12 protein-coding genes and 4 tRNA genes are annotated in these 12,625 nt (G+C 48.7%); 5 read left to right on the plus strand and 11 right to left on the minus strand.

The genetic code is table 11. The features are described from left to right. Positions 1 to 264: 264 nt before the first annotated feature. Both H8D24_02235 and H8D24_02240 read right to left on the minus strand, forming a co-directional pair. On the minus strand, positions 265 to 1,566 hold the full coding sequence (locus H8D24_02235) for a HAMP domain-containing protein (GenBank protein ID MBC8519216.1): 1,302 nt from the start codon (positions 1,564 to 1,566) through the stop codon (positions 265 to 267). A gap of 48 nt (positions 1,567 to 1,614) precedes the next feature. Beyond that, positions 1,615 to 2,316, minus strand: coding sequence for a response regulator (locus H8D24_02240; protein MBC8519217.1), 702 nt, complete (start codon positions 2,314 to 2,316; stop codon positions 1,615 to 1,617). Between the two features lie 129 nt (positions 2,317 to 2,445). On the opposite strand from H8D24_02240, the gene H8D24_02245 reads away from it, so the two are divergent. Beyond that, positions 2,446 to 2,730, plus strand: coding sequence for a hypothetical protein (locus H8D24_02245; GenBank protein MBC8519218.1), 285 nt, complete (start codon positions 2,446 to 2,448; stop codon positions 2,728 to 2,730). A 768-nt stretch (positions 2,731 to 3,498) separates the two neighbouring features. On the opposite strand, the gene H8D24_02250 is transcribed toward H8D24_02245, so the two are convergent. The 4 genes from H8D24_02250 to H8D24_02265 all read right to left on the minus strand — a co-directional run bounded on the left by H8D24_02250 (position 3,499) and on the right by H8D24_02265 (position 3,859). After that, positions 3,499 to 3,574, minus strand: a tRNA-Lys gene (locus H8D24_02250). Between the two features lie 6 nt (positions 3,575 to 3,580). Next, a tRNA-His gene (locus H8D24_02255) sits at positions 3,581 to 3,656 on the minus strand. Positions 3,657 to 3,693: 37 nt separating this feature from the next. Further along, positions 3,694 to 3,770: transfer RNA gene (locus H8D24_02260), tRNA-Arg, on the minus strand. A 12-nt stretch (positions 3,771 to 3,782) separates the two neighbouring features. Further along, positions 3,783 to 3,859 (minus strand) — tRNA-Pro (locus H8D24_02265). A gap of 118 nt (positions 3,860 to 3,977) precedes the next feature. Between H8D24_02265 and folD the strand changes: the two genes are divergently transcribed. Beyond that, complete coding sequence (gene folD / locus H8D24_02270; GenBank protein MBC8519219.1) at positions 3,978 to 4,835, plus strand: bifunctional methylenetetrahydrofolate dehydrogenase/methenyltetrahydrofolate cyclohydrolase FolD; 858 nt, start codon at positions 3,978 to 3,980, stop codon at positions 4,833 to 4,835. A 136-nt stretch (positions 4,836 to 4,971) separates the two neighbouring features. Here folD and H8D24_02275 read toward each other — a convergent pair whose 3' ends face one another. Continuing rightward, on the minus strand, positions 4,972 to 6,363 hold the full coding sequence (locus H8D24_02275; GenBank protein ID MBC8519220.1) for a cysteine--tRNA ligase: 1,392 nt from the start codon (positions 6,361 to 6,363) through the stop codon (positions 4,972 to 4,974). A 211-nt stretch (positions 6,364 to 6,574) separates the two neighbouring features. On the opposite strand from H8D24_02275, the gene H8D24_02280 reads away from it, so the two are divergent. Genes H8D24_02280 through H8D24_02290 form a run of 3 tightly spaced genes read left to right on the plus strand, consistent with a single transcriptional unit; the run spans position 6,575 to position 8,351 of the window. Then, positions 6,575 to 7,075, plus strand: a complete 501-nt coding sequence (locus tag H8D24_02280) for a peptidyl-prolyl cis-trans isomerase (GenBank protein MBC8519221.1) — start codon at positions 6,575 to 6,577, stop codon at positions 7,073 to 7,075. Between the two features lie 57 nt (positions 7,076 to 7,132). After that, positions 7,133 to 7,624 carry a peptidyl-prolyl cis-trans isomerase gene (locus H8D24_02285; protein MBC8519222.1) on the plus strand — a complete coding sequence of 164 codons (492 nt, stop codon included), beginning with the start codon at positions 7,133 to 7,135 and terminating at the stop codon, positions 7,622 to 7,624. A 10-nt stretch (positions 7,625 to 7,634) separates the two neighbouring features. Beyond that, positions 7,635 to 8,351, plus strand: a complete 717-nt coding sequence (locus tag H8D24_02290; protein ID MBC8519223.1) for a UDP-2,3-diacylglucosamine diphosphatase — start codon at positions 7,635 to 7,637, stop codon at positions 8,349 to 8,351. Between the two features lie 131 nt (positions 8,352 to 8,482). Here the strand turns inward: H8D24_02290 and H8D24_02295 are convergent, their stop codons facing one another. Genes H8D24_02295 through H8D24_02310 form a run of 4 tightly spaced genes read right to left on the minus strand, consistent with a single transcriptional unit; the run spans position 8,483 to position 12,619 of the window. Continuing rightward, positions 8,483 to 9,328: a ferritin-like domain-containing protein gene (locus tag H8D24_02295; GenBank protein MBC8519224.1), complete on the minus strand. Its 846-nt coding sequence runs from the start codon at positions 9,326 to 9,328 to the stop codon at positions 8,483 to 8,485. A gap of 4 nt (positions 9,329 to 9,332) precedes the next feature. Beyond that, positions 9,333 to 10,511 (minus strand): O-succinylhomoserine sulfhydrylase, encoded by a 1,179-nt coding sequence (locus H8D24_02300; GenBank protein ID MBC8519225.1) that lies wholly within the window; start codon positions 10,509 to 10,511, stop codon positions 9,333 to 9,335. Between the two features lie 24 nt (positions 10,512 to 10,535). Further along, a complete protein-coding gene (gene purF / locus H8D24_02305; protein MBC8519226.1) occupies positions 10,536 to 12,050 on the minus strand; it encodes an amidophosphoribosyltransferase in 1,515 nt (504 codons plus the stop codon). Positions 12,051 to 12,091: 41 nt separating this feature from the next. After that, a complete protein-coding gene (locus H8D24_02310; GenBank protein MBC8519227.1) occupies positions 12,092 to 12,619 on the minus strand; it encodes a CvpA family protein in 528 nt (175 codons plus the stop codon). Between the last annotated feature and the right edge of the window lie 6 nt (positions 12,620 to 12,625).

Consider the following 12,625-nt stretch of genomic DNA (forward strand, 5'->3'; position numbering starts at 1 on the left):
CTGATGTTATAAAAAATATTAACTGGTTAATTTGCCCTATCTGCCCGCCACAAAGCGGATACAGATACACCGCAGGTTAGGCCAGTGATTTATACCCTTTAACCAACTATAGCTACTTGACCTAGGTCAAATTGAAACAATACTGAAACAATTAACTAACTGTAGTGGCCGTCTCATTGTAACAATAATTTCAATATAACAGAGCTGAACATCCCTTAATTTATGGTTAATTATCCTGCCCAAAAGGGGTTAAATTGATTTAAATCAGGTAATTTGTAAAGATGCCTCAATGCCCCCAGCAGTACGGTTGTTCAACGCAACTTTCCAACCATTTACATCTGCAAGATTTTTTACAATTGCCAGGCCAAGACCACTACCACCACTCTTGTCTGAACGGGACTCATCAACCCGATAAAAAGGTTGAAAGATATTTTTTAGATCTTTTTCAGGAATTCCCATGCCACGATTAAGAACACGGATAATTGTATGCTCTGGTGAACAATCCAGCCTCACCTCCAGACTCTCTCCATCTCCGTAACGGTATCCATTATCGAGATAGTTTGAGAGAATTCTATGCAACGCAGACAGGTCTATCTCTTTTTTGCACTGCCCGCTGTCGGCCCGCCACCCAACACGCATGCCGCCGCGAACTTTTCTATCTACCACCTCCGTTATCGCCCTGTTCAAATCAGTAAGCTCAAGCTTTCCCTGCTTGCCTCCCCGGGCAAACTCCATCGCCTCACTGATCATCTGATCCATCACATCCAGGTCGTCGATAATTCCCTCAACCAGCTCCGGACTCTGCTCTCTGGAGAGCATCTCTATACTGAGGCGCATGCGGGCAAGTGGGGTTTTGAGATCATGCGATATACCCACCAGCATGGTTGATCTATTTTCAGTCAGATTCTGAACGCTCTTTACCATCCAGTTAAATCGCTGCACCAGCGATGAAAACTCTGCGGGCCCCTTCTCTGGCAGAGGCTTGGGATAAGATCCCATAGCCATCTCCCCAACTGCACCACGCAACTTATTAATTGGCATAAGCAGCCAGCGGGTAAGATAGTAGACCAATACCATAGAGAGAAAAAATACTGCCAAAAACACCAACAACAGCACAGAGGGATTTAGACACCCCTTGCGCTCTTGGGAGAACCCTATACGTATTGATTTTCCTGTTTTGTGCTTTCCCCAAACTACCGGCAGATCAACCCAATAGTGGCCATGATCATGTCCATATGGATCATGATCACTCTCCCACATGGTTATGGGAACACCAAAACGTTCCTCAATTTCATCATCAACAAAGTGCCAGAACGGGATACGCCACTCTGCCGGTCTGATCTTCAGATCTGGGGAGCCCAGTATGAAACCGGTGAACTCATTCTCTCTCTCTGTACCATCAAACTCACCAGCAAGACGCAGAAGGGATGGGTTCTCTCTTATCTTCTCCAGGGCATCAACAAAGTGGTTAACCCTGGTCTCCACATTGGGCATCACCATCTGCTTGAAAAAGATAATGAAGGTAATCAACTGCAAGAAGAAAATCCCCAGCCCCACCAGAATCATGGTGCGACTATATAGGCTTTTTGGTAGTTTTAGTGGAAAGCGCACAAATCAGCTACTGGTGGAGAATATATAACCAACACCCCGTACAGTCTTGATAAAAACCGGATGGTGTGGATCTGCCTCAATCTTCTTGCGAAGCCTGGTGATTCTGACATCAATACTTCGATCGAAGGCCTCTTCTGAGCCACCATCCAGCAGGTCAAGCAGGTGATCTCTACTCAGTACATGGTTGGGGTGCTCAACCAGATGTCTCAACAGCTCAAACTCCCCACTGGTCACCTCTACAGCCTCTCCATTCTTGGTTAACGAGTAGCTGTTAAGGTCTACCTGATAATCTCCAAATGATACGGTATTTTGATCTTCTGCCCCTGCATCAGCTCTATCGAGTCGCCGTAAAACAGACTGAATTCGAGCCAGCAGCTCTCTTGGATTGAATGGTTTGGCCAGATAGTCATCCGCCCCCATCTCCAGCCCCACAATCTTGTCAATCTCCTCCCCCTTGGCGCTGAGGATAATGATCGGAATATTGCTGCTTGCACGAAGTCTGCGTGCAATAGAGAGTCCATCCTCACCCGGCATCATAAGATCCAGCACAATCAGATTTGGAGAAAATCCAGGGAGAACACTATCCATCTCCTCACCATCCTCTGCCGTCTCTACCTCATACCCCTGCTCATTGAGGTATCTGGAGAGCAGATCTCTTAGCTTTTGGTCATCATCAACAATCAGAATCTTGTTTTTTTCTCCCACAATACCCCCTTTTAATCAACCAGTTACTCTAAACCAACCCATAGAAACATACTGAAATAGTAGGAAATTTTACTGTAACAGCTGATCCATATAATAGTCCACAACTTAAACAAAATAAGGAATTACATTATGAAGTATTCAAACAAAATTATCACAACAGTTGCTGGAACACTATTGATCTCTGGTTCCGCTATGGCCTCTATAGCTGACGACCATACAGAGGCTGGATGGTCATCAGAGAACATGAGTGAGAACTATAGTGGCGAGCAAGTTAGCTACTCTGGGACTCCTCTCTCTGCAGAAGAGCTGAATGACAATGGTTTCAACTGGTCATCAGAGAGTCTTAGCAGCAACTTCCAGGAAGTTCGCTACACATTCGACGACTTTCTTGAGGAAAGTGGCTTTAACTTTTAATCCTTAACGGATTGAAACAATCTGAAATAGTGGTGAAACAACAGAGAAATGGTTGCCCACTATGATGAGAGTCGTGAACAGACACTGGAGGCCTCTCCCTCCTCCTCGATAGTCTCCAGTGTCTGTTCAGCTTGTTTATAGACAATTACCAATAACGAGAATAAGACCATGAAAAATATGACTAAAAATATTATCAATTTTGTAATGGATCCACTGGGCGAAGGATTCATTGTTATAGGCTCAATGCTCATGTTCGCTCTATTTGCCCTTTAGATAAAAGTTGTCCTCCCCCTAAATCCGATACACATTTCGAAGCTGTGTATCGGATTTTTTATTGCAACATACACAGATCAATTTAGTATATGAGATGACGATAAAGAGAGCGGTAGAGACCATACTTAACACCCTTAACAACCCCTTGATTGAGGTAATACTTGTATTCGGGATCATATTAACTGTTGTGATACTGATGTAATCGGAAAAGGGGACAGATTTATTTTTTCGTACGTGGCCAGCAAAGTGTGGGGTCAGAAAAATAAATCTGTCCCCTTTTTTTAATCAAAGATTCAAAGCACCCTCCATAGCACCCTCAGACCAATAAAAACAAAAAAGCAGCTTGCCTTAATTGACAAACTGCTTGTATTGGTGGGACATGAAGGATTCGATCGGCTAAGCCGAGGCGGCCGCAGGACGTCCACCGAAGGTGAGAATCCCCACATAAGCTGGAAATAAAAAAGCAGCTTGCCTTAATTGACAAACTGCTTATATTGGTGGGACATGAAGGATTCGAACCTTCGACCAAGAGATTAAGAGTCTCCTGCTCTACCAACTGAGCTAATGTCCCAAAATATGGGGTGACTGATGGGGCTCGAACCCACGACCACCGGAATCACAATCCAGGGCTCTACCAACTGAGCTACAGTCACCATTGTACGTTGCTCTAAAATATTATCCTGCCAAAAATGGCGCGCCCGGCAGGATTCGAACCTGCTACCCTCGGCTTAGAAGGCCGATGCTCTATCCTGATGAGCTACGGGCGCAGTATCTAAATTTGGTCGGGGTGGAGGGATTCGAACCCCCGACATTCTGCTCCCAAAGCAGACGCGCTACCAGGCTGCGCTACACCCCGAACACCGATTACAAAATCAGCGAGCGCGAATAATACCATCAACGGTCTGCAGGTCAAGATCGAGTGCTATAATGTTGCAACTTTTTTACCATTTATGGTGTTACGGAGCAGAAACAGGATGAGTGCGACTATCCTAGACGGAAAAGGAATTGCGACAGAGATCAAGGAGGATGTGCGTAGAGAGGTAGACTCCCTGCTCGCCAAAGGACATCGTCAGCCAGGTCTGGCTGTCATCCAGGTAGGTAGTGATCCCGCCTCTGGCGTCTATGTTCGTAACAAGCGCAACAGCTGTGGAGCTGCCGGCATTCTCTCTATTGAACACGATCTACCAGAGACAACCACCCAGGAAGAGCTACTTGCAATTGTTGATCAGTTAAACAACGATCCAACTGTTGATGGGATCCTGGTTCAGCTTCCCCTACCTTCACACATTGATCCTGAGACAGTTATTGAGGAGATTCACCCAGACAAGGATGTGGATGGCTTCCACCCCTACAACATGGGCCGGCTAGCTCTAAAGATGCCGGTACTTCGTCCCTGTACACCAAAAGGTGTAATGACACTTCTGGAACGAACCGGAATCCTGCTAGAGGGGAAGGAGGCGGTAATTGTGGGGGCCTCAAATATTGTGGGACGCCCAATGACCCTGGAGCTACTCTCTGCCCGCTGCACCACAACCACCTGCCACAGCAAGACGCAGGACCTAGAGGCTCATGTACGCCGTGCCGAGATCCTGGTTGTTGGTGTTGGAATACCAAACTTCATTCCTGGTAAATGGATCCGTGAGGGGGCTGTGGTGATCGATGTTGGCATCAACCGGCTGGATGATGGAACCCTGACTGGTGATGTCGATTTTGAGGGTGCAAGCAAAAATGCTTCCTGGATCACACCGGTACCCGGTGGTGTCGGTCCGATGACTATTGCCACCCTGCTACAAAACACCTTGAAGGCGGCCGAGGTTTTCCACGGCACCTAAGGAATCCCTGCAAAAGTGGTGGTGGTACCGTCCAAGCAACCGTCTGTGGCCAGGATGGCCACGGTCGAGCGATACATGGATGTACTTGAGCGTGTTGCTTGGACGGTACCACCACTACTTTCGCAGGGATATCAAACTATCCCCGGCGCCAGGTAGTACCCTCGGCACCATCCTCCAGCACAATCCCCTGCTCCACAAAGAGATCACGAATACGGTCTGACTCTGCCCAATCCTTGTTGGTACGTGCAGCTGCGCGATCCTCAATCAACTGCTCAATCTCCTCATCACTGAGACCACCCTCAGAGGATCCCTCCCCCTGCAGAAACTGCTCTGGATTCTGCTGCAACAGCCCAAGAATATCCGCCAGCTCTCTCAGAAGGGATGCATGAGAGGCAGCCGCTTCAGGTTGAACACTCGCTAGACGGTTGATCTCGCGCACCAGATCAAACAGCACAGAGAGTGCCTCCGGGGTATTGAAATCATCATCCATCGCCGCATTGAAGCGCTGTCCCCAACCGCTATCCTCAATTGCCTCTACCCCACCTGTCTCGATTCCACGCAGCGCAGTGTAGAAACGGGTGAGTGCCGCTTGGGCATTCTGCAGATTCTCTTCGCTGTAGTTGAGCGGGCTGCGATAGTGGCTGGTGAGCAGGAAGTAGCGAACCACCTCGGCTGGATATTTCTGCAACACCTCACGTATGGTGAAGAAGTTCCCCAGTGACTTTGACATCTTCTCGTCATCCACCCGCACAAATCCGGCATGCATCCAGTAGTTGACGAAGCTCTCGCAGGTCGCCCCCTCTGCCTGCGCAATCTCGTTCTCATGGTGCGGGAAGATCAGATCCATCCCCCCGCCATGGATATCAAAGTGGTTCCCAAGACACTGGGTCGACATGGCCGAACACTCAATATGCCAACCCGGACGCCCTCTGCCCCATGGTGAGTCCCAGCTGGGCTCATCCGGTTTGGCTGATTTCCAGAGCGCAAAGTCCACCGGATCTCTCTTGAGATCTCCTATCTTGACTCGAGCACCGGCCTGCAGATCCTCCAGGTTCTTGCCTGAGAGCTTGCCGTACTCCTCAATCTCCGAGACCTCACAGTAGACATCACCATTTTCCACCACGTATGCCTTGCCGTTGGCAATCAGCTTCTCGATCATGTCAATAATCTCGTCCATCGAGTGAGTTGCCCGTGGCTCCTGGGTTGGTGGTTCAATTCCCAGTGCTGCAGCATCCTCATGCAGAGCAGCCACAAAACGGTCCACCAGGTCATTGAAGTCTTCACCATTCTCATTGGCCCGATTGATAATCTTGTCATCAATATCGGTAATATTACGCACATAGTTCACATCGTATCCACGAGAACGGAGATAACGAACCACCACATCAAAGAAGACCATGACCCGAGCATGACCAACATGACAGAAGTCATAAACAGTCATCCCGCAGACATACATGTTGACCTTTCCATCATGGATTGGTTTGAAGGTCTCCTTGGAGCGACTCTGAGTATTGTAGATCTGTAACATGGCGAGAGATTATATCGCCACAAGTGATCAATATCACTCATAGTGTTATGATTCGCGCCAAGTTTTCACTAGAGACAGGAAGCAGATGAAGAAAAATATAATCAAACTGGGGGCAGCAGTTGCTGTTGTTGGTGCAATCCTTTTTACCGTAGTACCTACAGCACCTGCAGTTGCAAACGAGAAGAACCCTGAAATTGCGGCTAACGCCCCTGTGGTCGAGATCAAGACCAACCACGGGGATATAAGGTTACAGCTAGACTCTGCCCGTGCACCTTTCACCGTAATAAACTTTATCCACTACGTAGAGAAGGGCCACTACAACAGCACAATTTTTCACCGCGTTATCCCAGGCTTCATGATTCAAGGTGGCGGCTTCACAACAGACTATGAGAAGAGGCCAACTGATGACATGATCCCAAATGAGGCGGACAACGGCCTGAAGAACCTGCCAGGTACAATTGCCATGGCACGCACCAGTGACCCACACTCGGCTACTGCACAGTTCTTCATCAATACTGCCAACAACCGTTTCCTTAACCACACCAGAAAATCTCAACGTGGCTGGGGCTATACAGTATTTGGCAAAGTTGTAGATGGAATAGATGTAGTACGCAAGATTGAGCAGGTAGAGACCGGTTCAGGCGGCCCTTTCCGGACTGACGCACCACAACAGATGGTGGTTATCGAGTCTATCCAGATGATATCCAAATAAAATTTTTACGAATACAATCCGCGCAAACAAGGTTTGCATAAAACAGAGGAAAACCACATGAAAGTCAATATGACAACATCCCTTGGGGAGATCACCATTGAACTGGACGGCGACAAAGCCCCCAAGACTGTAGATAACTTTCTCGGCTACTGTCGTGACGGTTTCTATGACGGCACAATTTTTCACCGTGTAATTCCAGGATTCATGGTGCAGGGTGGTGGCATGGAGCCAGGCCTGACCGAAAAAACAACCAAAGATCCTGTTGAGAATGAGGCCGCGAACGGACTTGCCAATGATGTCGGCACTCTTGCCATGGCTCGTACCATGGACCCCCACTCTGCAACTGCACAGTTCTTCATTAATACCAACAGCAACAGCTTCCTCAATAACCCTGGTCAAGATGGCTGGGGTTACTGTGTGTTTGGCAAGGTTGTCGAAGGGATGGATATTGTTCGTGAGATCGAGAAGGTAGAGACCGGCAGCCACGGCTTCCATGATGATGTTCCCAAAGAGGATGTGGTCATCGAGAAGGTGTCTGTAGAGGAGTAGTCTGCAGGAGATGTCCACCTGCTTTATTGCCGACCTCCACCTCTCTGCCAGTCAGCCGGAGACGGTGGAGCGTTTTCTCCACTTTCTCGAAAGTGATGCCAGCCGACACGATGCCCTCTACATTCTGGGTGACCTGTTTGAGATCTGGCTTGGTGATGACCTCTCAGCGCCCGAATCAGAATCTATACTGCAGGCGCTGCATGGTGTCACCAGTAGCGGAACACCCATCTACATTCAACATGGCAACCGTGACTTTCTTCTTGGAGAGAGGTTTGAGCAGCAGAGTGGCTGCAAGCTGATCTCGGACCCATATCTGCTTGAAACAGATGGCTCTCGCATACTTTTGATGCATGGAGATCAACTCTGTATAGATGATACAAGCTATCAACGCTACCGTAACTTTATCCGCAACCCACTGATTCAGTGGATCATGCTCCACCTGCCAATATCTATACGCACCAGAATAGGCCAGAAGCTACGTGCCCGCAGTGATTATGACAAGGGCGAAAAAACGCAGGAGATAATGGATGTAACCAAATCCGAGGTTATACATACGATGAGCAGATGGAAAAGCCATACCCTTATTCATGGCCATACTCACCGTCCAGCTATCCACCACCTTGAGCCAGATGGAGAGCCAGCCATCAGGATCGTTCTTGGTGACTGGGAGTCAGAAAACAACGTGGTTATTTACAGTAACGGGAAATTTATCCAGCAGAGTATATAACCCAAATCCACAGATAGAAACATGAATACTGCACAACATCTTGACCCATATAGCAATATTTGCTTCCTTGGGTGTATCAATAAGTACACCGCGCGGAATCAAATTTGCTCTATGGATCAATCTGTTGCACATTATCCTACGTTTCTATCTGAGGATTTGGGTATAGACCGCTTCCGGTTGTCACGATCAAGTTGCTGTAGAAACCCAATCTCTGACTCACTGAATCCAGCCTCAACCCTTCCGGGCAGATAGAATGGTCCACGTATGACATAAGCCATATGCTCGCGCACCAGGCTTTCAAATGTCTCCTCAGGATCCACGCCACGTTTACCACAGAGATGATGAAACCATCTGGTCCCCGCTTTCACATGGCCCACCTCGTCACGCAGAATAATCTTCAATGTTTCAACACTCTGTTGATCACCAATTGAGGCGAGCTTATCCATAATCCCCGGATTAACATCTAGGCCACGGGCCTCAAGAATTCTTGGTACTAGCGCCATTCTCAACAGTGGGTCAGAAGCTGTCTTCTCCGCAGTCTCCCAGAGACCATTGTGGGCGGGAAAATCACCATACTCATACCCCAGCTGGTTAAGTCTCTCTCTGACAAGCTGAAAGTGATAGCGCTCCTCATCTGCAATCCGCAACCAGTCATCATAGTATGCGATTGGCATCTCACGAAAACGGTAGACTGCATCAAGAGCAAGATTAATTGCATTAAACTCAATATGGGCAATAGCATGAAGCATGGATGCATGCCCTTCCGGACTCCCGAGCCTTCTCCGTTTGAGCTCTCTTGGTGGCACCAGTTCCGGTTTGTGTGGATGGCCTGCCTGCCTGATTGGATCAGGTTGATTCATGGATTCAGAGCTGAGGCCTCCACTCTTCCAGAGCTCGTAGAGTCGCTCTGTCGATTCCAGCTTCTCTTCCAGACTATCCAGAAATAGGGTTAGCCCGGTCTCATCAAACAGATTCAGGAGGTCACTCGAGACCACGACTGAGATCCATCTTCAGATCCTCGATCTCCTCCAGACCTACCGCTACCCGCACCAAGCCATCACTAATACCCGCCTGCTCCTTCTCTTCCGGAGTAAGGCGGCCATGAGTTGTGGTCGCGGGGTGAGTGATGGTTGTTTTTGTATCACCGAGGTTTGCGGTGATGGAGACCATCTCGGTAGCATTAATCATCTTCCATGCAGCCTCCTTTCCTCCACTCAGCTCAAACGAGAGTATTCCGCCCGCACCACTCTGCTGGGTTGAGGCAAGCTCATGCTGGGCATGACTCTCAAGACCGGGATAGTGGACTACCGAGACCTCAGATTGCTGCTCCAGCCACCCGGCCAATTCCGTAGCATTTTTTGTATGTGCATCCATCCGCAACTTCAGGGTCTCCAGCCCCTTGAGGAAGATCCACGCATTAAACGGGCTCATGGAGGGGCCGGCTGTACGCAGGAAGCTGTATACATCATTTCCAACACCCTCCTCGGAACCGACCACTGCGCCCCCCATTGCACGCCCCTGGCCATCCAGATACTTGGTTGCAGAGTGGATAACGATATCTGCCCCTAGCGCCAGTGGCTGCTGCAGTGCCGGTGTACAGAAGACATTATCTACCGCCAATAGAGCGTTATTGCGATGCGCCAATTCAGCCAGTGCACTGATATCTCCAACCTGAGTCAATGGATTTGCCGGGGTCTCAAGAAAAAGGAGGCGGGTATTGGGGCGCATTGCCTGTTCCCACTGCAACAGATCGGTTAGAGAGACAAACGTTACCTCTACTCCAAACTTGGCCATAAACTGGTTAAAGAGAACAACTGTGGTTCCAAAAACACTGCGAGATACCACTACATGATCGCCAGCCTTCAGGACACCCATACAGGTTGAGAGAATTGCCGACATGCCTGATGCGGTTGCCACACAACGCTCTCCACCTTCCAGAGCGGCTAGACGCTGCTCAAATGTTCTTACTGTAGGGTTGGTGAAACGGGAGTAGATATTTCCTGGTTCATCTCCAGAAAATCGGGCCGCTGCCTGTTCGGCAGAGTCAAAAACGTAGCTGGAGGTAGGAAAGATTGCCTCACCGTGCTCACCCTCATTGGTTCTCTGGTGACCGGCTCGAATGGCTCTGGTTGCGAAACCGTACTCCTCTGGATCAATCATAACTGCCCCCTCTATACCTCAAGTTTATATGGAATTATGAACACCGAGCACCTCATCATCCTGCTGATTGCGCTTCTCTTTTTCAGAGTCACAGCGTGCTGCTTCAAGGTTTTCAAGATAGTCATCATCAATCCCGCCCGTTACGTAGTTGGCATCAAACACCGAGGTATCAAACTGCTTGATCTGCGGATTACCCTCCTGCACTGAATCTATCAGATCCTGCAGGTCCTGATAGATCAGGCGATCGGCCCCAATCAACTCTGCAACCTCCTCCTCGGTACGATCATGTGCAATCAATTCGGACGCAACCGGCATATCAATCCCATAAACATTCGGATAACGCACCGGCGGTGCCGCCGAGGCAAAATATACCTTTCTTGCACCAGCGGAACGGGCCATCTCGATAATCTGTGCAGAGGTGGTTCCACGTACAATTGAATCATCAACCAGCAATACATTCTTCCCCTTGAACTCCAGCCCAAGAGGGTTGAGTTTTTGTCTTACCGATTTCTTGCGCTGCTGCTGACCAGGCATAATAAATGTGCGGCCGATGTAACGATTTTTGATAAACCCCTCTCGATAGACAACATTCAGGGCATAGGCAAGCTCAGAGGCTGCAGTTCTGCTGGTGTCCGGAATTGGGATAACCACGTCAATATCATGCTCTGGCCACTCTCGGAGAATCTTGGTCGCCAATTTTTCACCCATACGGAGGCGCGCCTTGTGCACATGGACCTGATCGATAATAGTGTCTGGACGGGCAAAATATACATGCTCAAAAATACATGGAGATAGTACCGGATTCTCTGCACACTGCTTCGCAAACAGCTCTCCGCTGTTATCAATATATACTGCCTCACCTGGGTCCAGCTCACGTACCAACTGATAACCAAGCGTATCAATCGCCACGCTCTCCGAGGCGACCATATGCTCCTTGCGGCCATCATCAAGTGTACGTTCACCTATGCATAGAGGGCGAATACCAAATGGATCACGAAATGCAACGATGCCATATCCAGTAATAAGGGTTACTGCCGCATAACCTCCCTGACAGCGTCTATGCACCCCTGAAACAGCATTAAACATATCGTCCATATCAAGATGCATCTTTCCAAGGTGCTGGAGTTCATGAGCAAAAACGTTCAGCAGAATCTCGGAATCAGACTCTGTATTGATGTGACGAAGATCTTCCAGATAGAGGTCCTGCTTGATCTTGTCGGCATTGGTGAGGTTGCCATTATGCGCCAGAGCAATGCCATATGGGGAGTTCACATAGAAAGGCTGTGCCTCCGCGGAAGATGAACATCCTGCCGTAGGGTAACGGACATGACCAATCCCCATATTCCCCTGCAGTCGCAACATGTGGCGGGTATGAAAAACATCCTTGGCAAGGCCATTGGCCTTCCTTAAAAATATTTTTCCTTCATCACAGGTCATGATACCTGCCGCATCCTGGCCACGATGTTGCAGTACAGTTAATCCATCATAGAGTTGCTGGTTAACTGGTGAGCTGGAGACAATTCCGATAATTCCGCACATAGATAATTAGTTCAGTGATGTTCGAAAATATAAAGCGATACTCAGACAACCGGAGTATACGAGAAGTAGCTACGCAGGTGTTCAGGAAAATACTCTGTCAACCATGCTGAAACCTCCTGAAAATACTCCAGCAACAGTGATTCATGCCACCAGTTATCCTGTGGCAGAGGGGTAAGGCCAGCCAATAGCACGAGCAGCGAGACAATCAATACACCTCGTGCCGCACCAAAGAACATTCCCAACAGGTGGTCCATTCCTCCAAACCCTGAAAAATCTATCAGACTCTGCATGGCCTTGTTTATCAATGAACCGAGAATCAGGGTGACCAAAAACAGTAGGGCAAATGATGCCCCTGCACGCAGAGATGGGGTCTCTATCAGAGATTCAAAAATATGGGCCTGATCTGCAGAAAAATTTAACGCCACCCAGAATGCAATTATCCAGGTCACGAGAGAGATCGCCTCTTTGAAGAAGCCGCGAAGCAGACTGATCCCTGTCGAGATCACAATAATTCCCAAAATTACCAGGTCGGTCCAGTTCAGACCACTCTGTTCAACAACTGGAGGCATATGCTT

Origin of the sequence: Candidatus Thiopontia autotrophica (assembly GCA_014384675.1) — a bacterium.
Classification (GTDB): domain Bacteria; phylum Pseudomonadota; class Gammaproteobacteria.

What these genes read in the sequence shown, in the direction of transcription:
- H8D24_02235 (MBC8519216.1), bottom strand. Translation starts at nt 1,566, where the DNA reads ATGATTCTGGTGGGGCTGGGGATTTTCTTCTTGCAGTTGATTACCTTC.
- H8D24_02245 (MBC8519218.1), top strand. Translation starts at nt 2,446, where the DNA reads ATGAAGTATTCAAACAAAATTATCACAACAGTTGCTGGAACACTATTG.
- folD (MBC8519219.1), top strand. Translation starts at nt 3,978, where the DNA reads ATGAGTGCGACTATCCTAGACGGAAAAGGAATTGCGACAGAGATCAAG.
- H8D24_02275 (MBC8519220.1), bottom strand. Translation starts at nt 6,363, where the DNA reads ATGTTACAGATCTACAATACTCAGAGTCGCTCCAAGGAGACCTTCAAA.
- H8D24_02285 (MBC8519222.1), top strand. Translation starts at nt 7,133, where the DNA reads ATGAAAGTCAATATGACAACATCCCTTGGGGAGATCACCATTGAACTG.
- H8D24_02290 (MBC8519223.1), top strand. Translation starts at nt 7,635, where the DNA reads ATGTCCACCTGCTTTATTGCCGACCTCCACCTCTCTGCCAGTCAGCCG.
- H8D24_02300 (MBC8519225.1), bottom strand. Translation starts at nt 10,511, where the DNA reads ATGATTGATCCAGAGGAGTACGGTTTCGCAACCAGAGCCATTCGAGCC.
- purF (MBC8519226.1), bottom strand. Translation starts at nt 12,050, where the DNA reads ATGTGCGGAATTATCGGAATTGTCTCCAGCTCACCAGTTAACCAGCAA.
- H8D24_02310 (MBC8519227.1), bottom strand. Translation starts at nt 12,619, where the DNA reads ATGCCTCCAGTTGTTGAACAGAGTGGTCTGAACTGGACCGACCTGGTA.